This window comes from Bradyrhizobium ottawaense (assembly GCF_002278135.3).
In the GTDB taxonomy this organism is placed as follows: Bacteria; Pseudomonadota; Alphaproteobacteria; order Rhizobiales; family Xanthobacteraceae; genus Bradyrhizobium; species Bradyrhizobium ottawaense.
Genome location: NZ_CP029425.2, coordinates 7,251,866 through 7,276,670, shown reverse-complemented (window position 1 = coordinate 7,276,670; position 24,805 = coordinate 7,251,866). Strand labels below are relative to the sequence as shown.

Genomic DNA, 24,805 nt, shown 5'->3' with positions numbered 1-24,805 from the left:
AATGCCGACGCAGGCGATTTTACCGAAAGTCTTGAATCTCTACGCCTCGTGGGCGGTGATAACGGCGGCGGTCGACGCGATCCTGCCGCCCGACACGCAGCCGAGCGATCGCAAGAACTATATCGAGCGTCTTGCGCCACAGGATCCGGGCAACAAGGTCGTCTTGACGGAAGCGCTGGTACCGCACTTGGCCAGCCAGGGATGGCTCGAACGGTTTTGTGTCGAGCTCATCAGTCGCAGTCAGACCAATGCCGTGCTTCGCGGAATCCTCTCGGACCAGATTGCCGTGAATGCGGACGGAGTGGCCGATCAGGCTAACCTCCAGAGCCTGAACAACAAGGTTCAGCCCTTCCTGGTTTCGAAGACGTTCTTTGAAGGAATGGAGGCCGCCCGTTACCGTGTGTGTGCGATCTGGATCGACGATCCGTACGAGCCGGGCTTCAAGGGGACCGGTTTCCTCATCGGGGCAGATCTCGTTCTGACGGCGCGTCACGTCGTCGAGCGCTTCCTGGTCCCCGGCCCGGCCGGGGATGTTGCGCTGGCGGGAGCGGAGCAGAGCCTAGCTTTCGTGTTCGACTACTGGGCGCCCGTCGGCGCCTTCGCCGTCGCAGCCCCGCCGAGTGGTCTGCGCGTGGTCAGGCTCGTGACTCCTCGGGAAAATCCGCCAGCCAGCCGTTGGCTCGAATGGTCGAGCATGAAGCATCCGGATGACGGACGGACCCACCTTTTCGGCCCGCCGCCGATTGACCAGCGCCTCGACTGCGCAATCATTCGTCTGGCCGAGCGGATCGGTGCCGAATCCATTGGCGGAGGCGGAGGCAAGCTTCGCGGATGGCAGCGTTTGGGCGCCCCGGTGCGCCCGCCGCGTCCTGGCAGTGCAATCGCGCTTCTGCAGCATCCCTCCGCCGGTCCCCAGATGTTCGATAAGGGGGACTTTGTCGACAGCGATCCCGATCCCTCGACCCGATTGTTTTATTCGACCAACACGAACGGAGGCTCCTCCGGATCACCTTGCTTCGACGCAACGCCGGATATCGTCGGGTTTCACAATGCGGGGCACCCGTCAGCCTATCCGAACAGGCCCACCAGTCTCTGCAATCAGGGTGTGTTTATAAATCAGGTGATCGCCCGGCTTTCGGTGGAGAAACCAGGCCTTCTGCTGGAATCATCCGCCGTTTTCGGGACCAACGACGGGCTGTGGTCGTTGTCCGATGATCGCCAGAAGCCCGAGCCTGTGCTAGGAAGGGTGGATTTCAAGGAAGCCGCATTCGCGATGTTCGATTCGCATGCGGTGCAGCGGGTTCTGGTCGTCAGCGAGCAGAACGCATCTGGTGTGCCTGGAAAGTCCGGCAAGAGCTTTTCCACCCGAATCCTGCGCGCCATTGCGCGACGTCGGCCCGCGATCGTGGTCGAATTCTCCGCCGAGGAAATGAAGGAATTTAAATCCGACAGGCCGGAGGATTTTCTCCTGGAACTCGGCCGCCGCATCGATCTCGGCGAAATGAGGGGTATGCCGGAAAAACCTACGGACGAGCGGCAACGTACCCGCTGGTGGGCAAACGATCTGCCGGCCTGGTTCGGTCGGCTGTTGGAGGATCGCGCCAAAAACGCTGGACTTACCGTGAGCGAAACCGTGATCGACAGAACGGCGGGGCCGGCGGCAGGTCAGGAACTGGTATTGCGCGAACTCGTTTGGATCGTCATCGATGACATCCACAAGTCGCCGCCTGACGGAGGGCTGAAGGAACTCATCGCGGGGATGATCGGTGTCACGGACACGCAGCAGGTGTTGGGACCGGGCTTGAAATCGATGCGTTGGCTGCTAATCGGTCATATTCCCGATTTTGTGCGCGAATATACAAGTCAGTACAAGCACGATGTCGTCGCTTACGACACGATTGGCATCGAAGCCTGGAAGAGCTGCATTCGGGCAGCAGTTTCTGCCGCTGGCGCGGACGGCCGCTACAACGATGATACGGTTGCAGCGCTCTACGAATATTCGAAGGCCACGTTGCCGGATTTGGCCGATCCTGGGCTCAGGCTGAAGACGTTGGCTGGCGGTGTGGTCCCAGCGCTGAAGGCAATCAAGGTCATGCAATAGAGGTGAATGGCATGGCGGCACCGGATAGCACGTCTTCAATGGCTGACATCGTCGCGCGATTGCGAGCAGCCGGTATCGATACGGCAAAGCTCGATAGCGATTTGAGCGTGGTGCGGGACGCTGCGAATTCCGTGTCGGGCAAGACCGAGACGGCTTTCCCTGGTGACCTCGCGTCACAGCAGCTGCTGGCCGCCGCCACCCGCGGCTACTTCCTTCCCAACAGTATCGGCTTCTCGCCCGACAAGGACGAAAGTCCGGATCTTCGTGCGTTGCTTGCCCAATCCGAACTGGTGCCGCGGAGCGGGACGCCCATGTGGCAACTCAAGCCCAGCGTCCGTCGGCAGGTGCTGCTGGATGCCAACGCGTCCAACACGCTGAAGTCCGCGATCGACATACCTGCGGACAGCGACGATCTGGAGGGCGCCATGCTCCGCCGGGTCATAAAGGGTGATTTGCCCGAGCTAGACGCCGCCACGGCCTCGGAGCTCGATCAGTTGATGGTCGTGTCCGGCTGGCTCGCCGGGACCGACTTCGCGGCGGTGCCGCCAACGGCAGATGTCCGCAGGCAAATCGCCAAACGCGAATTGTTGGAGCCCTTGAGAGTCCTGGTTGGGCGGACGGAGCAGGATGGCGCGGACGGCAGCAGAGACCGCATCGTCGGCCGTGAAAAGCAGATCGAGACGCTGCGCGCATATGTTGGAATCGTGCCGCCCGAAGAGCTCAGGCAATATGCAAGTCGAGCCATTCGGAGCTTGTGGCAGAGAATAACCTTCAGCGACGCAGCCAACGAGCCGCTGATCATCAGCGGCATCGGCGGCATGGGCAAGTCAAGTCTGATCGGAAAATTCATTCTCGACCATGCCTTGTTTCCGGGCGTCGATCTACCCTTCGCCTATCTCGATTTCGATCGCGCCGCGCTGGCACCGCGCCAGCCGCTGCAGATCCTCATCGACATTGCCCTCCAATTCTCCACGTGGTTTCCCGGGCTGGAAGCGCCGCTGGCCAAATTCCGAGCCGATTTGCGCGGTGCAATCGATCTGCTGGCCAACAATCCGTCGCAGCGGCTGCTCGAAGATACGACGCGATCGCAGCTCAATGCATATTGCTTCGAGCTGAGGTCGATCATCGAATCGATCAACGAGGGTCGGGCGCCGGTACTGCTCGTCTTCGACACATTCGAAGTGGTTCAGTACGACCAGCAGGCGGTGAAAGGTATCTCAGATCTAATCGCAACGCTGCGCGCACCGACGCCGCCGACGGGCGCGAGATCGGGGGGGAGCTGGGAGAATTTGCGGGTCGTTGTAGCAGGCCGCGCCGGCGCGCCGGAGATCACGACTAGTCACCCGCCCATCAAGCTCGGGCCGCTTCCACTCGCGGCCACTGTCGAACTCATCCGCCGGCGCAACCAAAGCGATGCCATCGGAATCGCGAGTTCGCAGATCACAGCTCTTGCCAAGCTGCTGCGGGGCAGTCCTCTCGATGTCGCAATCGTCATGAACTGGCTCAAGAGCAGGGACCAAGCGGAGCGTGCGTCTCTCCTGGACGAGATCATTCGGGAAGTCGAGGCATCTGACCGCGAGTCAGGGGATGCGCAGGAGTCGGCCGGAGACGATGACAGTGATGCCGGCGCAGACCTGGTGACGAGCAGGCGCATTACGGGCATCCTGATCAACCGGATGGTCAATCACATCAACGACCCGCAGGTACGGCAGCTCGCGGTGCCCGGGCTGGTCGTGCGCGCCGTCACCACCGACGTCATCCGCGAGGTTATGGCCCCGGCCAGCGGCCTCGTCGAAAAAGCCGATGCGCTGTCAACGGACGAAGCGATGGAGCTGTTGCGGCGGCTTGAATCCGAGCGCTGGCTTGTGACCCGCACCGGCGAGTGCCTGCGGCACCGAAGCGATGTAAGGCTTGCGATGCTCGACCTGATGCGCCGGCAGGATCGCCGGCGGTTCGACAACGCCAATTTGCGAGCCACGAAATTCTTCCGCGCCCGGGCCAACAGCAGCACCGACATGCGCGCGGAAGCGATCTACCATCTGCTGTTGAGCGGCGAGGAGAGAATCGAGGAGGCGGATTCCTATTGGAGGCCAGAGGTGGGAGCCCTCCTGGCCAGTGCCGTCGACGACCTGACGGGGGCGGCGCAAGTCTACCTCAAGGTCAGGCTCGGACGGGCGGTCTCTGCGGAGGCGCTCAGAACGTTGCCGCCTAGGGTGGCGTCCTCGTTGCTGGTGGCTTTCGGCAGGCGTCTTCTGCAGCGGGGAGCGGTCGTCGGGCTTTCCTCCGTGTTGGACGATCTGCAGAGGGGCGCGCACAATCCTGCGCTCGTCGGGATGGTCTGCGAAACCCAGTATCGTTCGGGGAACTGGGACGAGCTGCGGGAGTGGCTCAATCGAGGCACGACCTCCGGACCGCTGGCGCCTGCGTTCGCTGCGCTTGGCGACGGCGACTTCGATGCCGCGCGCATGGCCGATGAAGCTGCCGGCGGGCCGTTGCGCTTCTGCTTGCGTCTTGGGGCACGCGACCCGCAGGCCATTCCCGTCCTGCTGCAGTCCGGCATGGCCGACTGGAAGCTCGTATCGTTCCCGACCGGATTGGGCGATGCAGCCTGGGACTATGCAGCGTGCATCGTGCATGCGGATGACTTCGTTGCCGGCTCGGTCGTTCTGGAGCGAAAAGCTCGCATCCTCGATGCAGTCGGAGCGATGTGCAGGAGTGGACAAAAGGTGCCGGCGGCCGCGACCACGAGCGGCGCATTGCGCGTGCTCGCTTTCCATGAAACGGATACGGCGCGACCGATTTTGCGAAAGCTCGATTTCAACGCCGTTTTCTCCACGATCGGGGCGCGGATGTTGCAGGAGTTCGGAAAGTCATTTGAAGCCGTCGCTTCCCAATTGCAGCCCAATTTTCCGGAGCTAGTCTCCGGCATGAGGACCTTGCTGAAGGGCTCGTCCGCGATTCCGGGCAACGCGGTGATCGCCGACCCAAAGTTCACGCGCGAATTCGCGGGGTTGGTCGCACAGATGGCCGCATCGGGCTCGGAGGCCGCGGCGCGATGTGTCCTGAACACGCTCGCCGGGACACATCCCGATTGGATAGAGCCGGCTGGGCACGCCCTGACCAGGGCATTTCCAGGAGAGATTCCGAGCAAGCTTGGATGGTGGTCGTCGGTCGACAAATACCTGGCGAACGGCGGCCGCCAGGCCCGCAGTCGGCGGCCACTCGATGGCTACGCCATTCTTTCGCTGGCCGATGAGGCCGGCAGTTTCGTCGAAGCCTTATCTGCATATGCGGAGATCGTCGACCACCACAGCGATCGGGCGCAGGATTTCATTGCGATAGCTGCCGCATTTCAGGGATGGAGACGTTGGCTGACGTCTATGCTGTCACCGACTGCTTGAGAATTTATACTCGTTGAAAGTCATTTGCTGATGGGGCAATCTTTCTAAGGGGGTGGGGGATGAGGTACAACCGAACGAGTCGGCGGGCGCCATGCCGGCCATGCGCGGCTCTGTTGACGCTCCTTTGTCTTGCGACCGCCACTCGTGCAACGTCCGCCGCAGTCCGTGAAGACAACTGCGGTGCACACGGTACCTGCGTGAATGCGCTGTATCAGAAACTGGCGCTCATCAATGGCGGTCCTGTCGAAACCGGCGGCACTATCGTCATTCGCGAGCCTCTGATCTGCTTTCCCCGCGGTGCGAGCAGGTTGAGCGGCCATGTCTGGTCGTCCGACAAGAAGCGGCCAGCTGCCATCATTCGGGAGATCAAGGAGCTGGGGGCCCTGCTCGTCGCGGCGAATCGTGACAGTGGCAGGCCGTCGAAGTCGCGCCTGCTCGTCCGCGTTTCGGGTTTCGCCGACAGCGAGGGCGGGGACGATTCAAACCTGAAGCTTTCGTTCCAGCGCGCGCAGACGATCGCCGCACTGTTGCGACAAAGCGCGCCGGGCGTGCCGCTCGCGCTCGAGATCGAAGGACGCGGGCAGGCCAAGGCGAATTCAGGAGCAGGCGGCGCTTGTGCGGATCCTGCCAGGCCGGCCACCGAGGCTGCAGGCGAGCCGGCGCCGCAACCGTCCCATCGTCGGGTCGAGATCGAGATTCTTTCCGCGGCGCTGACGCACGCGTCGGCTCCGTCGCCCGAGTCCGACGATATGGCGCTTCGACTGTTTCCGGAAGGAAGCATGCCGTATGGTCCGTTTCGCGTCACGCTCGCGGAGGGCGACCTGAAGATTGACGCGATCAGCAAGGCGTGCCGGACACCGATCGCGGCGCCTGCGTCGGAGGCTCCCGCAAACCGCCCGCCGGCCGAATTCGAGTATCCATCGACACCTTGGGTCGAGCTCGCTCGACCTGGCGGCAGCGTCGATTCGGCGAAATACCCTCTTCACCAGTTCGAGCCGAACTTGTCCGGCTCGGTCGAGGTCGTCCCGGTTCGCCGCCTCAACGGAACGCGCACGACCGACGGGGTGCGCATCGTCCTTCGGCTCGCCAAGGCCGAGAGCACGCCATACCTGATCCCCGGATACTGGGCCGTCGCCCTGCATCTGGCGACGCTACCTCAAAAACTTACGTCTTCCGTCGGAAATCCCGCCGTGGAGAATCCGGCCACGAAGCCCTGGGAACGGATCGTCGATTGCTACGCAAGCATCGCCGCAGGACGAACGGCTTCGAAACTTGTTGACGAGAGTCACAAGCTCCTGAACGGGCAGATCGTATCTGAAGTGGTTTCGCGCCTGCCGAAGACGATCGACGGGATGATGCTACACACGCATCGGGCGGATCGAAATTTCCATTTCTTCGATCTGCACCCGGCGATGTCGCTTCGTTTCAAGTCGACCAGCGTGGATCCGGTGTCGCGCACGATGCAGCCCGGCGCGCCACTGGATCTGGCCACCCAGGCCGATCCGATTGATCCCTACGCATTGGTTCCTAGGCCGCGAAAGGTGGCCGCGCCGCGCGGGCGCGCCGCCTCTGACCTGTTTTTGGCGTACATGTTGTCGGGCAGGCTTAACCGGCCGAGCAGCCTCGGGGCGGAAAGTGCCGAGGCCGAGAGCGCCAAGGCGGAGCACGCCAATGCCGAGAACGCCAATGCCGAGAATGCCAAGGCCGAGAGCGCCGCCGGGGCTGCAGTGGAGGCCGGTACCACACTTAAACTCGGGGCCCTCGCGTCCCATGTCGTCTTTGAGGATTTGCTCCAGCAAGGGGTTGTGCGGGTTTTTCTCCCGAGAAACTTGCGCCAGGTCCAGACCATAGCGACTATTCCGAGCCCGGCCATTTATTTCAGCAAGGCGCCTGACTCGCTCGCTCAAAATCCGGCCACGTTGATCGTGGCGGCGCAGGATCTGGCCGCGTTGGACAAGTTCACAGCCGACGCTCATACGACCGCATTCGACCGAACGGTCCTTTGCAAGCCGGAATATCAGGTTGCATGTGCGGTCGCCCTCGGTGGCCTGACCTATTCGCCGAACGTCAAGATCGAGATCGGCGGGCAGGATCGTCAGGTGCCGCTGGGAGCACGCCTTGCACATGTCCTCCCGGCGGATATTCAAAAAGGCTGCTTCGAACCGATCAAGGACGCCACCGATCAATGGCCGCCCGGTGCACGGCTCGGCAAGGCGGTGACGATTGAACTCGGTGGCCTTCCAGCCCCCCTGATTATTGACCGTAAGGATTGTCGTTTACTCGGATTGCCGTTGACCGAAGGGAGTCGCATTTCATGGTGACATTTTCCCGTTGTGGAACTTCGTCCATTTTTGCCAACGATGCTGTAAACCCCAGAATCCTGTTTCGTCCTATCAACGATGTCGCGTCGGAGCCGTCGTTGACCTTGGACGACAGCGTCGTTCGCAACGGCATCTTTTGGGTGCTGCCGTCAGCGCAACCGTTTGCCGGACTTTCGGAGATCGTTGCATGGCTCGATCATCGGGCGGCCGAGCAGGCAACAATCGGGCTCGCCCAGACAGCGGAGCGAATTGCTTTCGGTCGCGCCGGCGGCGGTGTGCCGCTGTTCGTATTGAAAGGCGGGCGCAGCGGGTCCTTTCCGCTCGGCGCTAACCAGGTCCAGCTCGAGGATCCGGCAACAGGATTGCTGGAATACGTCCTTGACCTCGACCGATCGATACTTTCGGCCGGCCCGATCGGTCTGGTATTCACGCCCCAGGGATCCGGACATGTTTTCGGTCGACGGCGCGCACTGGACACAAGCCGCTCGCCCTTCGCCATCATGCAATTGGAGCTCGATCTCACGGACGCTTCCGCGATCGGATGTTTCCGTGGCGAGGGTCACCTCAGCTCGAGTAGCGATGTCCTGACGCCGACGTCGATCGACGAGATCGTCGGCGCGGGGCTCGTCAACCGCTTTACTTACCTGAAGCGGAACGATGGATCGCCCGCGACCTCTACGGAAGAGGCTGCCGTGCTGCACGGCGGCGAGGCCGGCACGAGAAGCGGTCGATGCGTGCTTTCGCTTGATCCGTTTGCACCGCTGGACCAGCTCCGGTCGTTTCTCCAGCCATTGCCTCGCTCCGACACCGAAGCGCTCGTCCTGGCGATCCCGACAGCGCCCGGGCACGACGTTGAAGTCGTGCCACATCCGACCCCGGCGCTGCAGCGCGGACCGGTTTTTGTATTCACGCGCCAGCCGCTGAAACTTGAAGCAGGTGCCAGTGACTACGACGACACGATGTCGTTGCGCGGGACCTTCAAGGCAAAGGTGAAGCCACCTGCGGGAGGCACCGAAGCCGGTGCGGCGCTCGACCTTGCGCTGCTCGGACTGCTGCCTGGTTTTGCGCCCAGCGAGACTTTGGGGCCTTCAGCTTCCGGAACTGAAGCGTCCGGAGATATATTCGTCACGTTCGACCTCGGCCCCGCGATTGACAAGCGCCCGCCGGAGGGGTTTGCCGAAGCCGCCGAGAGCACTGCAGCCACGAACACGCCCGCGCTCTCGGCGCAAGGTGACAGCCTCGGCGTTACGTCGTGGATGAGCGTGCACCGCGGCGATCCCTCCGGCACCATGCGAATGATCGCCGAGCCACCCAGTGGCCGCAACCTGAAGATGGATGGCGGTGTGCTCGAGCATGCGCCGCTCGAGCTGACGGTCGGGAGGCAGGACGCCGCGAATATTCCGGCGGGTTTTGTGCCTGTCCTGCCGCCGCGCGGCGTTCAGCAGGACAAGCGCAAGTCCGCTCAGGCGTTCGACATAGAAAGGCTGGCGCATGAGCGCCGCAAGCTGGCGGCCCCAAAGGGATATACTGTCACCGAGAGTTCGCCCGCGACCGAAACCGATCCGGACATCAGCAGATCGACGACGCCGCTCGGCTTCGAGGTCGAGCGCCTGCCGGACGGGCGCATCGCGGCGATCGTCTTTGCCGTTTCGGTTGGCACCGCCAAGGGGCAGCCGGCGCAGTTTCAATTTGCCGTTCGCGGCCGGACCCCGGGCGGAGGGAAGGGGCCGGTGCTGCCGGCCGTTGCCGACGCATTGATCCGCAATCGCTTGTTCCTGGTCGCGAACAAGATGCCCGACGTGACGGCGCAAGGTGGCACCTCCCTCGAGAGCCGGTTGGCAATCGGGGGCTGGCCTTTCGATGTCGGCATTCCGGGCGCAGAAGGGCGCGCGGACCGTCAAAAACTACGCCCCGAGACGCTTTTCATCATCAAGGGATATGAAAGCAGAAGTATCATCGAACTCGCCGATGACCCGGCATCCTGGTCGGGCAGGGATCAGTTTCTGCGCCCGGGACCCGAGGGAAAAGAGGATCCGACCGCGAATGCGCGTGATATCCTTAAGGCCTTCATCAACCGTGCGAAGACAGAAGCCGCTGCCACCGACTCCGCTGCGGCCAGGCAATACCAGCTACTGCTGAGCATTCTCAACGACGGCAACTGGGCCGGCGTTCTCATCATCAATTGCGATCTGGGGCTCGGCGATCTCCCCGCGCAGGTCCAGGGTCTGCTCGGCGGCATGGATCTCGACCGGCTGCGCGGCGAGTATGTTGCAATCGAACTCAAGGGTATCGGCAATTCGGGCGGGTCCACAAAATCGCGCCTTTCCGGTCTGGTCGACTATCGGGACGACGGCTCGGCGATCAAACCTGCCCTAGCAAATGAGGAAGAGCCCGAACACGACGGTTCTTACGGCTTCAAGATCCGGCGCTTGCTCGTCAGCTTTGCGAACGGCGAAATTTCGACGTTTCAAGCCAAGATCGACTTCTACCTGGGACGTTTGTTCCATGGGTTCGGCGACATATGGGAGAAGAGAGGGAGCACGGCCTGGCAGAGAAAGCACGACTCCATTCTGTCTTTGGTCGGACGCTACGAGCGGATACGCGAAGGCGGAGCCACGCGTGAAGTATACACCTATGAGACCGACCCCGAGCAAAGCTTCAGATACGCCGCCAAAAAGGAGGGGCAGGTTGCACCTGAAGAGGGCGATGAAGATGCAATCATCCGTATAGTCGACGTCAATCGCATTGCTTATGTGACCGACGATTCGAAACCCGACGGGGCGGATGCAAGATCGGTCGTCTCCCGCTTTCTTCTGGACGGCAGGGTCAAATTTGGCTCCCTGGGCGGGCTTGATGTCATCGATATCGAGGCCCTCGATTTCAGCGACATGGGCATTGCGACGGGGTTCAGGATTCCGAACCTGCCCGGCCACGCGATTGAGCGAGCCCTGCGAATGTTCTTCAATCCGGGGCGGCTGCGCTTTCAGTTCGGCTCCGCCGCCAAGCGGCCCGGCCGCGGATTCTGGTCCTCCTTTCCATTGAAGTTCAAGGCTCTGAACCTGTTCGGGAAGGGATTGAGACTTCCCGATCTCGGCTATTTTGGATTCGGAAATTTTCCGGAGACCGACGGCTTCCGCTTTGGTCTCGAGTTCGATCTTGATCTCGGATTCCTCGGCTCGCTGGCGCCGAAGAAGGGATTCAAGCTGTCGGTGCTGTTCGGCTTCAGTGACGGAGTGAGGACGGGTGGCGGATGGGCTCCGCGCTGGGCGCTGGGCATCAAATTCCCGGAAAGCGATGGCAAGCTCGACATCGGCATCGAAGGCGTGATCAAGCTGCGGGCCGAACGGTTCAAGATTCTCGACAAGCAGTTCCGGCCGCCGGGGGGCGGCGCTTCATCGCAGATCAAGCTGCTCTATGCGATCGGCGCCCAGCTCGAAATTCTCGGATACAAGTTTCCGAAGGATGAGGCAGGCATCTCCCTGTTCCTGTTCGTGGACCCCAAAACGCTGGGGAGCGGACAGGCCGCGAGTGGCATCGGCTGGTTCGCCGCCCGCAAGCCCATCGATGGCAAGATTGGCGTGTTCGATCTGAAGGCGATTGCGCTCGGGCAGCGTGTCGATCCGCTTCCGGCGACCCAGCCTCCTCCCAGGACCACCAAGGAGGTCGTCGGTCGCTTTACGGCCCTGACATCGAAAGCGCCGTATGACCAGGATCCTGGAAACAACGAGACGGCCGCGCTGGACAAGATATCCACCGCGATCGAGAGGGACTACATCCGCTTCGACCCGTCGCGAGGCTGGTCCGTCGGCTTCTCCGCAGTATTCGCCGATCGCGTCGAGCTCGGCCTTGCGATGCGCGACGACGACATCTATGGCATTCGCTTCGGTGTCACGCTGTCGCCCGGCTCCAGCGACTATCTCTTCTCGCTGGATGTGCTGTATCGGAAGCTCAGTGAAAAGCTCGGCGTCTATTCGATCGAGATCGTCGCGCCGCCGGCCTGGCGTCAGCTGGAATTCGGCGTCGTCAGTGTCACGCTTCCAACGATCGCATTTGAGATCTATACCGACGGCGGTTTCACCGTCGATCTCGGTTATCCCTTCAACAAGGATTATGGACGCGCCTTCGGCGTACAGGTATTCCCGTTCATCGGATCTGGCGGGCTCTACTTCCGCCGCGTATCGGGGCCTGCTGCATGGTTGATCCCACAGCCTAGATTTCACCAGGGCGGCGGATCGGGCGCATTGATCGTCGATGATAGCCTTCTGACCTACAAGCCCGTCACCGAGGTCGGCATGGCGTTTCGTGTCGGCCTCGGCAAGGAGATCAACAAGGGTATCTTTCGTGCCGGGCTCTCGGTCACGGTGTTCGCCGAGATCGAGGGAGGCTATGGCGTGCTCTGGCACGATCCGGCTCGCCCGGAGGTGCGTCAGTGGACGCAGGCAGCATCCACCTTCGTCGCGATCCGCGGGCAGGTCGGCATACTCGGCGAGATATACGGCTATGTCGACTTCGGCATCGTGAAGGCCGGAGTCTCCATTCGCGTATGGGTTGCTTACGGCTTCGATATGAAAACGGACCACCGCATTCGCCTCTATATCGAGGCCGGTGTCAGCGTGCGGATTTCGGTCGTGATCGCCCGCTTCAGGGTGTTCGGCAAGACCATCGAGATCAGTCTGCATTTCAGCTTCTCGACGACCGTAGACTATTCCGTCTACGTCGGGTCGGACCGCAACACGCAGTACTACCTGTTCCAGCCGCGTGCCGGCACCGAGTCGATTGTCGTGACCGAAGCCGGCAGGCCGCTTCTGGTGTTCAAGGAGCCGCCGGCCTGGACCGAAAACATCAATCCGGCAGACTGGCGGCTCGCACCGGATCTTGGGCCATGGCGGATGCCCGTGTATCTGATGCCGGACATGACGCTCGCAGCGGCAGCCGACGCGTCCGTTCGCGCCAACGCCGTTTTTCTCGGCGTCATTCCCGATAGTACGGCCGATGGGCATCCCGTCGGCGGATCGAGCCTGGCTGTCTTGATGGCGGCCTGGACGATCGCAAACACCACGAACCGGAGCCCCGGTGTCGCCTTGCGCGATCACGAGATCACGTTCGACACGCTCGACAGAATTTCGCTTTGGGTTGCTGCGGGCGACACGATCTTCGACGGAACCGCCCACGCATCCGAGCGTCGGAAGCGCCAACCGTCTTTCCTGTTTGTCGATGCGCTGTTTCGGACCAATGTGGACGCGACGATCTCGCGTGCGCCGGACGCGGTCGATGGTGCCGCGCAAATCGGCGGCGTGTTCTTCCCGCTTCCGCCCACCGCGACGATCACCCGGAGCGGCTTTGCCGAATCGGAATGGCCGGTGACGACGCGCCTTGCCGACAAGCAGGTCGTCAACGATGCCTACCGCGAAAAGATCGACGCCGAACTCCAGCGTCAGATGGCCGCTCTTGTGCCTTCCCGAGTTGCCGAGTCGGTCGGCGCCGAGGCGGAGCCGCAGCGGCTCCCGATCGCGCAGGTCCTGTTCGAGGACTATGTCGGGTTGATCATCCGCGGCTCGATCTCGCGCCTTTGTGCCATCGCCGCGGAGAAGATCAGGACCGCAGCGCCGCGTGCGGATGGATCGCCTCATGCCTTCAGGCTGGGCGATCTGCTCGACGAACTGGAACGGGACGAGGTTCGCTCAGGCGTTCTCGCAATGGCGACGCGCCTGTTCTTGCATGGACCGCGGCTCCCCGACCCGGATTCGCCGCCCGCCGGCGTCATGCCTCCGAACCTTGCGCCCGGAATGCATCATGGTCTCTACCAGCTCGCCTGGCTGCAACATCCGCTCGGGCGCCCCGCCGTCCCGGCTGAGCGGCCGGCCTTCGTCATTGAGACGGGAGATTCGTTCCTGCGTGGCGGGGCGCTCACCTTTGCTATCGACGGCGTCGAGAGCGATGCCTTGGTCCAGTTCGCGGCCAGTGCGCACCTGTTTACCGACCTTGGCGGGCGCATCAGCGCCGCCGACAGGTTTCGAACGGTGCCGCGCGACTTCGCCGTGGGGCGCCCCCGCGTTCTCGGTGGCAACCGTGCCCATCTGGTCCCGTTCCCGGCCGAGGTCATTCGTCACCAGGCGAGGACGCGTAGCGAGGGCCTTCTCAGTCGTCCAGGCCTCCGTGCCTTCAGAATCGGCGAGCGGACGCGTCCGGAAGCCGCGGCAAAAATCGGCTCGCACGCCGTCATCGCGGTGACGCTGCGGCTGCAACTGGTGAAACCGGCCCCGGGTGCTGCCGTCCTCGATCGCTTCGAGATCGCCGGTATGCCCGAAGGCGATCGCGTTTGGCTGGATGCCCTCAACCTGGAGGCCGGCGGCGCGCAACGGATCGCACGCGCCGAGTTCTACAACGTCAAGCCGGATGGGCTTGAGCCGCTGGTTGGTGCAGCGACTTCGGCCGTGGTCGTGCAGAGTGACCTGTCGGCCGAAGCAAGGCCTTTCGGAGCGACAGAGCTGGCCGCGGAAACGGCTATCTCGGAGACCTATGTGGCTTCGATCGACGAGCTTCAGGCTTTTGTCGAAATCGTGCGGCGCGCGGGCGTCACGAACCGCGCCGGCACGAGTATCGGCTGGCCGACGGCTGGCAGTTCGATCCAGCAGCTCCCGCCTCGCCCGGAGGGTGATGGAAGCACGCCGCCGATCGAGCTAATGATGATCCTGTACCTGACCGAGGAGAGCGCGGGATACGCGAACGCAGTCGTATTCGATGTTCCTGCCGACCAGGCCGATCCTGCGGCTTATCTGGATGGTCACTCGTTCACGTTCCAGATCGACAGCGAAAACCCGTTGGCGCGGGCGGAGCTCAGCGAACCAATCGCTCCGGCCGGGGTCTTGCCCATCATCGTGACGCGGCCGGAGCGGCCCGCCGTTCCGACCGGTCTCAACGAGGAGCTTTGGGACCAGTTCGCCGCGCGCTTCTCCATGTTCGCCTATTCGGTCAGGGATGACAATGCCGAGCTGGTCTCGATATCCGAGAGCCTCGCTGTGGGGCACACCGACGACGAGGGCGTGACGGAGATGCTCACCTACCGGCTGGCCCTGCCGTTCGCCAAGCTGATGAATGCGAGGTCGCCCTATGCTGCCGTAGGCAAGACGCTGCAGCTCGCCGGTCAATGGCGCGACGTCTACGGCAACGATTGGTCGGGGCCGCCGCTCGCGAGCGTCCCGGTCAAAATCCGATACTCCGATCGCCTGATCCCGCTGAACGATTTGCCCGGGCTGCTGCTCGCATGGTGGCCTGGCAGCACTGCCGGCCGGCTCAACGTAGCCATGGTGCTTGATCCCCGCTCTGCGTCGTCAATCGTGCCGGAAGGTGAAGGCCCCCTGACCGACGACCAGTACCGGGCGCTGATTGAAATGTCAGATCGCGCCAGGGTCATCTACGCCCAGGCGGCATTGCAGCTTCGCGACGAACACATCGGCGTGTCGTTGACCGATGGCGGGAGCGAGCAGACTCGTGCCCTGAAGCGGTCGGTCGCGTTTGCGAGGCCCGACGTCGAGAAGCTCTGGAAGTTCATGGAGGCTGCCAGCGCAGCGTTCGGTGCGATGACGAGCGTGAGAGACTTGCGGACAATTCCGGCGACGACGGTCAGGACGGAAGCCGAACGGCTGTTGTCTCGCGATCCTGTCGTGTTCGGATTTGATGTCGAAGTTTCGGATGGAGAGTTCGCTGAGCTTGCATTGGCGCTTCGGGTCGAGCGCACCAGCCTGGATGGGCTGGATGGCACTGAGCCTTCCGATGTGAAGAGCGTGGTTGTGCCGTTGCCGCTGCCGCTGCGCCATGACGGCTCTGCCAAGCCTGCAAACACCGTGGCGTTCCCCGCCGGTTTTGGGCGCACCCTGGAAGAACTGGAGGCTTCCATGGCACACTTTGCGCCGCAGTTCCTGCTCGCAACGGGGTATGGCAGCGTCCCGGGGCTGGTCGAGCGGGCGATCTGGCTGGTGCGGCAAGACGTGCTTCCGCCGGCCAATCATTTCACCACCGCCGTGCGCCACGACCTCGCACTGCCACCCATTTCAACCGGCCTGCACAGCTTCGTTGCCGACGTGCCGACGTTCGGGGACGAAAAGCCCGTGCGGTCGGTTGGCTTCGACCGGATCGATGCAGATGCAACCGCTGCCCGTGCGCTTACGCTGTACGACGAAGTGCTCGATGTTCCGGCCGTGCAAAGACTGTCCGACACGCAAGGAGGCCGCGACGCTCTGCAGCAGATCCTGATCGCCAAGGCGTCGATTGCCGCGTCACTTGTCGCAGATCTTCGCCCCGTTCTCGATGGCCGGCCGGCCATCGGAAACGTTCCAAACGCGATTTTGAAGGACAGGGTTCTGATGCGGCTCTCCGCTGCAGATGCAATCGACACGATCTCGTATTACGAGGATCAGGCTGCCGTCCCGCATGACGAGGAGAAGCGACCGCAGGCCTATGGAAGCATCGTGTCGCGTGACACCGGCGTCGTGCCGTACACGATGCGGCCGTCCGCGATGCAGATCGGAGCTCCGGCGAGCGGGAGACGGCACTTGTTTGTCACAACCGACGTGACGCCGAACTACGACAAGAACACCGTTCCTTCGCCGGCCGGGTATCGGCTGACGCACGTGCAGCGATTGCCGCGACCCGCACTCGAGGCCGTGGTGCCGGGAGATCCGGGGCGTTATCGGCCGACCGCATGGCTCAAGCTCGCGACACCACGGGTCTATGAGCTGCCCGATGCGGACATCCCGATCGTGCGAAAGCGGTATCCGCGGACGCCCGCGATCGAGGTTGAATCAATTAGAGACACGGTGGCGAACACGATCGGCGATGCGCGGCTTTGGAGGCATTCGCGAACGTGGAGCTACGAAGGCAGCGGAAGCGATCGACTCAAATTGACCCTCCGCTACAATCCGGGAACCGGCCCATTGCCCACGGAAGCATTACTCGGCCTTACCCGGGACGCGCTGCGAGCAAGGGCGTTTGCGATCTTTGCCGAGGCGGTCGAGCCCGTTCTGCGACAGCTCGGCAGGGAGGCGACCGGCGAGGCTGCTGCCAAATTCCTCGCGGCACGCGCGCAAGACCTCGCAAGCGCATTGTCGCAACAGATTATCGAATCCGAGGCCGCGCTGGTCGAGCGTCTCGATGTTTACGATGTTGCAGAGGAGGTCATGGCTGACAGCCGGCGCCGTCTTGTCATCAAGCGTGATAAGAGCCGCGCCGGTCTGCCCGGGCCCGGGAGCTTTGAGCTTTATTGTCCGGCCGACGCCGCCCATCCGAAGACCGACGATGTCGGTCCGCTGATCTTCAATGAGGGGGATCTGGCGAAGCGACTGAGACGGCTCGATGCGTTGGATCTCGACATTCTTGCCTATCGCTCCGTGCAGACGGAGCTGGATCTGACACGTAATGCCGAAATCCGGGGGGAACCTGTCGCCAAGGAATTCGTCTATCGGGTTCCGACCGTTGCGTCGGGTGCTCCGCTGGTGCCCATACTCACCGTGGCCGAGGTGGAGATGGCGTCGCAAGCTCGCTCGTTCGGCGAACACTTCGCCGCAATGCTGAAGGATCTGCTTGGGCCGCGCGGTGGCAGTGCTTCCGACCACGACGCGATTCTCGGAGAACTTTCATTGGATGTGCTCCTCACCTTCGAGCCGCTTCTTGCTGAAGAGGTCGATATCAAGGGAGACGGCCTGCACGTGTCGGGCCTTGCGCGCTCCGGACTTCGGACCGGGGACTGGGCGGGCTGGGTCGGCCCGTTTGTCGAATCGGTAGCGGCGTGGCGCCGGTCTTATCGGCCCGCAGCCGGCGGCAATTATGTCTTTGACCTTCGTGTATTCGAGGCTGCGTCGAACCGGCCGATCATCCGGATCCGGCGCTGCGTCCTTCCCGCAAAGTTGATTTCTGGTTGACGGTAAGGGTTTAACGAAATGAATCTGCAAACGAAGTGGTGGCGTATTTCCGCGGCAATGTTGGCATTCATCGTGGCTTCCGCGGTTTCGCTCGGATATGCGGAGGCGGCGACGCCAAGCTACCTGCGATTGGTTGTCGGGGGTGTCTGTCTGCTCGGCGTATTTATGTTTGCAAGCGGCATCACCGGCGTGAAGACCGCGCTGGTCGACGAGTTCAATTGCTACTCACTGCAGCGCGTCATTACGTTCGGGTGGTTTGTCGTCCTCTCTTCGGCCTTCCTCGCAATTTCGTTCTGGAACGTTGCCTTGTGGAAGGCGGGCGGAAGCGGCGTGGTGCAGTCCTTCGTTGAGATTGATGCAAGCATCTGGGCGCTCGCTGGTGTCGTGCTCGGGGGCCTCGTCGGAAACGGCGTGGTTAATTCGATCCATGCCGCGACCCCGCCAAAGGATGCAGGTGCCCACGAGAGCGCTCTCTCCCCGGACCCCCGGCGCCAGGGGTCGATGTACCGCAATATCGAGATCGATGACGCGAAGCCTGCCGACATTACAACCAATAGCCAGTTTGGCGTTCAGAACACCGTCGATATGACGGCCGTGCAGCAACTGCTGCTTCAAGCCGCGGTTCTCGTTGCCTATGTGGTCGCGGTAGGTCGGCTTGTCGTGGCAACTGCCAGCAACGAGCCTATCGGACATCTTCCGGGTCTTCCCGCCGAACTGTTGGCTTTGCTCGGCGTGAGCGCGGTGGCTCAGGTCGGAAATGCAGCGGTCCCGAAGGCCAAGATCAATGGTGAGGCCGCGGCCCCGAAGCCGACGGAAAGATTTTGGACCGAGGGCCGCGAGCGGGCCGCGGAGAGGCTCGCACATGAAAAGTCTGGTCAGGAATCCGGCGGGCTGCCGATCACCTCAGGTGTTCTCAGTGCCCCAGAATGGGATTTGTTCAGGCAAAATCCCGTCGTCGGCGCTCTGGTTCTGTTACACGCGAAAACTGCCGTGAACGAGGCTCTCGCCCGCTACAAGTCGACGGCGCTCGAAGACGACAATGGCGATGCCTTTCGTCATGCGTTGTGGAACGCCCGTATGGCGGCCGACAGCGGCGTGGGCGTTGTCTGGGCCGACAAATGGGCGACTACGCATGAGGACGGAAATCCCGGCAAGCCGCTCGCGACGCAAATGGACTTGTTCAACAACGGGGTCGGCCGCAAGGCGGGCGACGGCATGAAGGTCGATGAGGTCTTGAAAAAGGTGCAGGACTGCGTCGATACCGGCAGGTGCAGGGTCTTGCGCGCCGGAGTCCTGGTAAACTCGGACGGCAAATACAAGCTGTAGTTCGATCGCCGCGTCGACCGAATTTCGAATTTCAAGCAGCCATATGAGCCAAGGCGTACGCTTGCCTGGATTGAGTCAAGTGCCGCATTGACGAGCGGTGGTCGTTCATGCATCTTGAAGTAGTATGTTGATCCTATTTTGTCTGCCTGGGCCCGCGCGAATGGCGGGACCCTGGGTGCGGAATGTGTATTGCAATCACGATAGCATGCTGTGCGTATGGCAAAGCAGAAGCGGACCAGGAAGGTCACCGTCAAGCCGCGGTCCGGCAAGGGCAAGGCCGGCTCGCAATCTGGCGCAAGGGAGGCGGCGGTCGCGGCCGGGCCCGTGACCCTGGACGAAGCGCGCGTGCTTGCCGGCGTATCAGCGCCGGCGCGGCCACGCGCGGCTGGTCTCGAGACCGCACGGGCAGCGGTAGCGCAGTCGCCGTCGCTAAGGACAATTGGCCAGGAGCGCGAAAAGCTGCGACGCGAACAGCGCAGCGAGCGCGTTCGCCGGACCCGCGAATACCAGGCAGTCATGAAAATCATGAAGGCCCGCGGCACGTTGCCGCCGCGAGCGGGACGCGGGGAAGGCGGCGCCGAGGCGGCAGGCGAGCGCGGCGAGGCGTTCGCGCCTCTGCAGATCCTCGCCGAAGGCGATTCGTGGTTCGAATATCCCGTGCCGCTGTTCGGCGGCGGCATCGTTCCGCGACTGGAGCGACGGCTGGGCGTGCCCATCCTCAACCTGGCGAAGACGGGCGATGAGGTTCGTTTCATGCTGGGTGTCGAGGAGCGCACGACCCTGACCGAACGATTGACGAACGGCAGTCCCGCGGGCGGCGATTGGGACCTGCTGCTGTTTTCCGGAGGTGGAAACGACATCGTCGACAATCCGATGGCGCTCTGGGTCAAGGACTGGAATCCGACTCAGCCACCAGCGGCGCACGTCAATCAGCCGCGCTTTGCTGCGGCCTTGGCGCTGGTGCGCGCCGGATATGAGGATCTGATTGCAATCCGCGACAAATGCAGCCCCGACACGCATCTCATCTTTCATGGTTATGATTTCGCCATACCCGACGGCCGCGGCATCTGCAAATTCGGACCGTGGCTCAAGCCGACCTTCGGTCTGCGCAACTTTCCGACGATTGCGTCGGGCCAAGCCGTCGTCAGCGAGATGCTCGGGCAGTTTGAGGCGATGCTGGAGTCGCTGAGCGGTCCTCGGGTGACGGTCGTCAGGACGCAAGGTGTGCTGGCGCCGCAGGTGTCCTCCTGGCACAACGAACTCCATCCTGCGAAGGCGGGGTTTGAGCAATTCGCCGACTTGTTTCATCAGAAGATCAAACAACTTTTTCCGGCGCGCGTCGCTTGACCGGCGACAAGTTCGCCGGCGACGCCGTAATCATTTTCCAGCAACCGCGGAGCGCGAACGATGGCCGACAAATCCCAACGAAGCGATCTGATCGAGTTCGTCAAACGGTTGCTCGCGCGCAATCCCGACGCGGCGCAGAGCATCGCCAAACGGATAAGGGACAAGGCCGGTCTCGAGACGGCAAACCTCGAGGAAGCGCCGCCAAGCCCGCGTGATGTGATTGACCTTTTGACACGCAGTCCGATCGCCGATCTGGAGACGATCGTGTCTGAGGAGAGACCGGTTTTCTTCGTCGAGCGAAATGGAGAAGCCGGTCTCAATTTTGAGGATGTGTCGCTTATCGGTGTCGAGGCACAGACGCTGTTCGAATTGTCGAAGCAAAGTCGCGCGGTTCCGGAAGGCTTGGTCGACCGGGTCGGCCGCATCGACCTCGTGGACTTTCCGGGCGGTGCGCCATTCGCGGGGACAGGCTGGTTGATCGATGCCGGAATTATCGTGACCAACCGCCACGTGGCGAATGTCTTCGCGCGGCGACAAGGGCAGGGCTTTGTGTTCCGTCAAGGCGCCGGCGGCGGGACGATGAGCACGGTTTGGGATACCGGTCATTTTCGCGATGCGGCATCTGGTGGGCTGCGCCGCCAGATTGCCGAAGTGCTCTACATCGAGCCGGATGATGGGCCGAACGACATCGCCTTCATGAGGCTTGCGTCCCTTGGCCACGGGGATGAACTGCCGCCGTTCAAGATCGCAGGATCCGACGCTCTGGAAAACACCGCCGTTTTCACGCTCGGCTACCCCGCCAAGGCACCGCCATCGCGCATCTCCGATCAGGCGCTGATGCAGCGGCTCTATCGTGGCATATATGACGTGAAGCGGTTTGCCCCCGGCTACATCACGGCGCCGCGTGCCGGTGCCACGACGCATGATTGCACGACGCTGGGCGGCAACTCCGGATCGGTGGTCGTCGATTTCAAGACCCGCGAAGTCGTCGGCCTGCACTTCGCCGGCATCTATAAGGAGACGAACCTGGCGGTCCCGGCCAGCCAGCTCAACTTTTACGTAGCGAAAAAGCGCTGGACCCTGCCTCTGGTGATCGAGTCCCGGCCGGCGATCGCACAGGCGCCGCAGCCCGCCCCCGGCGGGCGGGGCACGGTGAGCGTCACGGTGCCGGTCACCATCACGGTCGACCTCGGCACGATATCGACTGTGGCCGGTGCGGCCCGTGTCGGGATGTCGGTCGAGCATGCCGCCGAGGCGTTCTGGAAGCAGAAGCCGGAAGGCGTGCTCGCAGCGCGCGTCGGCTATCTTGAGGATGACGGCCGCATCGGCGATACGCCCTGCATCGCCGTGTCAGCGCAACCAGGCGCGCTGGAGGGGCTGCGCGCGGACGGACCGCATTCGTTCCAGGGCTATCAGGTCCAATACGCCCCGGCCACGGTCGAAGAGCAGCTCGAGGGCCTGATGTCTCTCGAGGCCGCCGCGGCTCCGAACGCTTACGACGACGATGCCCGCCGCGATCCAAAATACCAGTTGAGTCCGGTCGAAGAACTGATGACGGTGCGCGCGCACGTCAGCCCGGAATACGGCTTCGATGAGCTGAAGGCCTTTATGAGCGAGGATGCAGGCTCCTGGGTTTCGGCGATATACGAATTTCGTGCATCAGCCATTAGCGACCTGATGGCAAAACGTCTCGCTGCCGGAACGAAGATCATCCTGGCAGCCGACTTCAAGACGTTCGCTGACGTTGACGACGAGACTACCGAATTCGATGCAGAGGCGATCTTTCAGAAGTGGGCCGATCGGTTCGGCGATGGCAAGTTCAAGCGCATCGCCGTTCCGCTCGGAACAACCGGCCTGGTTCAGCAGTCCTATCACATCAAGGTCACCGTCCGGAACGATGACAAGTTCTGGCTGTCCTCTGGCAACTGGAAGAGTTCGTCGAGCCAGCCGATCATCGATCCATCCGAGCGCGACAGGGCTACGGAGGAGGACCTGCCCGGCAATCGCGAGTGGCACGTGATTGTTCAAAGCCCAACTATAGCCGAGCGATTTCGCGAGCACATCCTTCAGGATGTGCGGCGGTCGCATGACCTTGGCGGCAAGGAAGTGCCGGTGAAAGCGGATGATCGCGAGCCGCTGGTCGATGTGCCGGAGTCCGTCTTCGAAGCCATCGAGCGGCCGCGCGAACGCCGGCCGCCAGCGCGGCTGAAGAAGCCCCTGGAGATCACCGAAAGCATTGTCGCGGCCCCTCTGCTCACGCCCGACCGCGAAGGCGGAGTGTACAGCGAGGCCGTTTTGAAGCTGATCCGCTCCGCAAGGCGCAGCCTCGTTTTCCAGATCCCCTATATCGGAATGCCGAGCAACCCGCGGCAGCATCGCGGCTACATCGACGATCTGATCGGCGAACTGACCGACAAGCTGGTTTCGCTGGACGATGCCCGCGTGATCCTGCGCGCGGACAGCAGCAAGAAGTTCTCGGATCCCACCCACTCTGCCTGGTATTTTAAGTCGAAGGGGGTCGACATCGACTCGCGTCTCAAGCAAATCCCCAACCATCATACCAAGGGTATGGTCGTCGACGGCAAGCGCGTCCTGATCGGGAGTCACAATTGGAGTGGCATGGGGGTATCGACCAACCGCGATGCTTCACTGATCTTCGATCACGCCGGAATTGCAAAGTACTTTGCGGACGCGTTTGAGATCGACTGGGATCGCGCCGACCCGGTCCCGCCCAAAAAGTTCGTCCCACGGCCGCGCGGCGAGGAGAGCGTCCTGATGGTTCCACCGGGAGACGAGGCGCCGCAGCGGCCCGGCTATCGTCGGATGCGACTCTCGGACTATCTCGCAATGGTGGATGAATGAGAGCGACTCAAGCCGCCATGTCCAACTGCCCATTGCCGCCAACATCGAGCAGATCGAAATTGCCGTGCTCCTTCAGCCAATAACAGGTCGGCCGTCTTCGATCTAGTACCCGGAATCAGAGCTGAGTGATACGGCGGCCTTTGAAACGGCGTTGACGGACCTTTTTCTTGGTCCAGACGAAGGGCTCGGCTCTGTCGTTGTATGCGTTGACGTAGGCATCGATGTGTTCCTGAAGCTGCTTGAGGCTCGTGAAGGAGGTGCCGCTGAGCGACTGCCCCTGCAAGATGGAAAACCATACTTCGACCTGATTGAGCCATGACGCACTTGTCGGCGTGAAATGAAATTGCACGTTGGGGTGGGCCTTGAGCCAGTCCTCGTTCTTTTTATGGGTGTTGAGGTTGTCGAGGATGACGTGAAGCTTGCGGTTCGGAAAAGTCGCGGTGACGCTGTTCATGAAATCGAGAAACTCGACGCGGCGCCGGCGTTTTGAATGGGTCGCGATGATCTTTCCGGTGGCGACTTCGAGCGCCGCAAACAATGTTGTGGTGCCATGCCGCTTGTAATCGTGGCTTTGGCCGGTTAAGGCGCGGCCATTGGGCAACTTCAGATAACCCTGCGCTCGCTCCAAAGCCTGGATCGAGGGCTTCTCGTCCACGCACAGCACAATGGCCTTCGCCGGCGGCGCGACATAGAGGCCGACAACATCGGCGGCTTTGGCCGTAAAGTTCGGGTCGTTGCTCTCGCACCAGGACTTGCGAGCCACCAGGTCAATCTTGTGGCTGCGCAGGAACCGCCAGACATATTGGACATCGACATCGCCCAGCGCCTCGGCCAGCAGGGGGCCGGTCCAGCGCGCAAACCCTTGCGGTGGCGGCTTATCCAGCAGCTTCAGAATCCGCTTGTCGGTCGTCTTCGTATAGATCGGCTGCTTGCCAGGCCGCGGCTTGTCTTGCAGCCCTTCAAGGCCATGGTCGGCATAGCGATGCCGCCAAAGGCTGACAATCCGCGGCTGGACCCCAACTTCCTTGGCGATCGACCGGGTGCTGCGCCCATCCGCCGCCAACAGAACTATCCGCGCCCGCTTCAAATCGCGCTGCAACGTCACCGGTGAGCGACAGCACGCCTCAAGCACCTTGCGATCTTTCCTCGAAAGGTGGACTTCTCTTGCTTCGGGTATCATCCCGACCTTGAATCACGACTCACGTTCCAAGAAAAGTGGGTACTAGGTTGTCCATTAGCCGGGCCCCCCGGATGGGTGCAAATCGAACTTCTCCTCCATTTTGGACGACGTCTTTGGAAAGCTTGGAAAACGGGCGCAGGTCTATACGTTTTCGGGAAACCACGACATGTACCGGGACGGCGCGGAGATTTCAGTTGCAAATAACTGCCGGCGCCGAATCTAGTGATCCACTTACAGGGGTTTCCGCTCGTTAGCTCGGGCTGATCGCTCGCGAATCCCTCTGCAAAGTAGCACCCTGCGACAACATGGCGCGTGTAATATCAAGCTCAAGCCGGCCAACCCTCAGCTTC

General features: G+C 62.2%; 8 protein-coding genes. 7 read left to right on the top strand and 1 reads right to left on the bottom strand.

Features of this window, described 5'->3' with window-relative positions:
- The first annotated feature begins 1 nt into the window (after position 1).
- The 7 genes from CIT37_RS34105 (at position 2) to CIT37_RS34075 (ending at position 23,275) form a co-directional block, all read left to right on the top strand.
- Entirely contained in the window at positions 2-2,101 is a 2,100-nt protein-coding gene (locus CIT37_RS34105; protein WP_095425291.1) for a trypsin-like serine peptidase, read from the top strand.
- 38 nt (positions 2,102-2,139) lie between these two features.
- Complete coding sequence (locus CIT37_RS34100; protein ID WP_038973107.1) at positions 2,140-5,502, top strand: hypothetical protein; 3,363 nt, start codon at positions 2,140-2,142, stop codon at positions 5,500-5,502.
- A gap of 197 nt (positions 5,503-5,699) precedes the next feature.
- Positions 5,700-7,823: an OmpA family protein gene (locus CIT37_RS34095; RefSeq protein ID WP_028143546.1), complete on the top strand. Its 2,124-nt coding sequence runs from the start codon at positions 5,700-5,702 to the stop codon at positions 7,821-7,823.
- Positions 7,817-17,740, top strand: coding sequence for a hypothetical protein (locus tag CIT37_RS34090; protein WP_152036295.1), 9,924 nt, complete (start codon positions 7,817-7,819; stop codon positions 17,738-17,740). Before CIT37_RS34095 ends, CIT37_RS34090 begins: the two co-directional genes overlap by 7 nt.
- An 18-nt stretch (positions 17,741-17,758) precedes the next feature.
- Positions 17,759-19,066, top strand: a complete 1,308-nt coding sequence (locus tag CIT37_RS34085; protein WP_095425293.1) for a DUF6973 domain-containing protein — start codon at positions 17,759-17,761, stop codon at positions 19,064-19,066.
- A gap of 324 nt (positions 19,067-19,390) precedes the next feature.
- Positions 19,391-20,413 carry an SGNH/GDSL hydrolase family protein gene (locus CIT37_RS34080; protein ID WP_148311847.1) on the top strand — a complete coding sequence of 341 codons (1,023 nt, stop codon included), beginning with the start codon at positions 19,391-19,393 and terminating at the stop codon, positions 20,411-20,413.
- A 60-nt stretch (positions 20,414-20,473) separates the two neighbouring features.
- Complete coding sequence (locus tag CIT37_RS34075) at positions 20,474-23,275, top strand: trypsin-like peptidase domain-containing protein (RefSeq protein ID WP_095425294.1); 2,802 nt, start codon at positions 20,474-20,476, stop codon at positions 23,273-23,275.
- Positions 23,276-23,390: 115 nt separating this feature from the next.
- On the opposite strand, the gene CIT37_RS34070 is transcribed toward CIT37_RS34075, so the two are convergent.
- Positions 23,391-24,455, bottom strand: coding sequence for an IS630-like element ISRj1 family transposase (locus CIT37_RS34070; protein WP_011084514.1), 1,065 nt, complete (start codon positions 24,453-24,455; stop codon positions 23,391-23,393).
- Positions 24,456-24,805: the final 350 nt, after the last annotated feature.

Bases quoted from the DNA above. Each gene is read 5' to 3' on its own strand.
- CIT37_RS34105 (WP_095425291.1), top strand. From the start codon at position 2: ATGCCGACGCAGGCGATTTTACCGAAAGTCTTGAATCTCTACGCCTCG.
- CIT37_RS34100 (WP_038973107.1), top strand. From the start codon at position 2,140: ATGGCTGACATCGTCGCGCGATTGCGAGCAGCCGGTATCGATACGGCA.
- CIT37_RS34090 (WP_152036295.1), top strand. From the start codon at position 7,817: ATGGTGACATTTTCCCGTTGTGGAACTTCGTCCATTTTTGCCAACGAT.
- CIT37_RS34085 (WP_095425293.1), top strand. From the start codon at position 17,759: ATGAATCTGCAAACGAAGTGGTGGCGTATTTCCGCGGCAATGTTGGCA.
- CIT37_RS34075 (WP_095425294.1), top strand. From the start codon at position 20,474: ATGGCCGACAAATCCCAACGAAGCGATCTGATCGAGTTCGTCAAACGG.
- CIT37_RS34070 (WP_011084514.1), bottom strand. From the start codon at position 24,455: ATGATACCCGAAGCAAGAGAAGTCCACCTTTCGAGGAAAGATCGCAAG.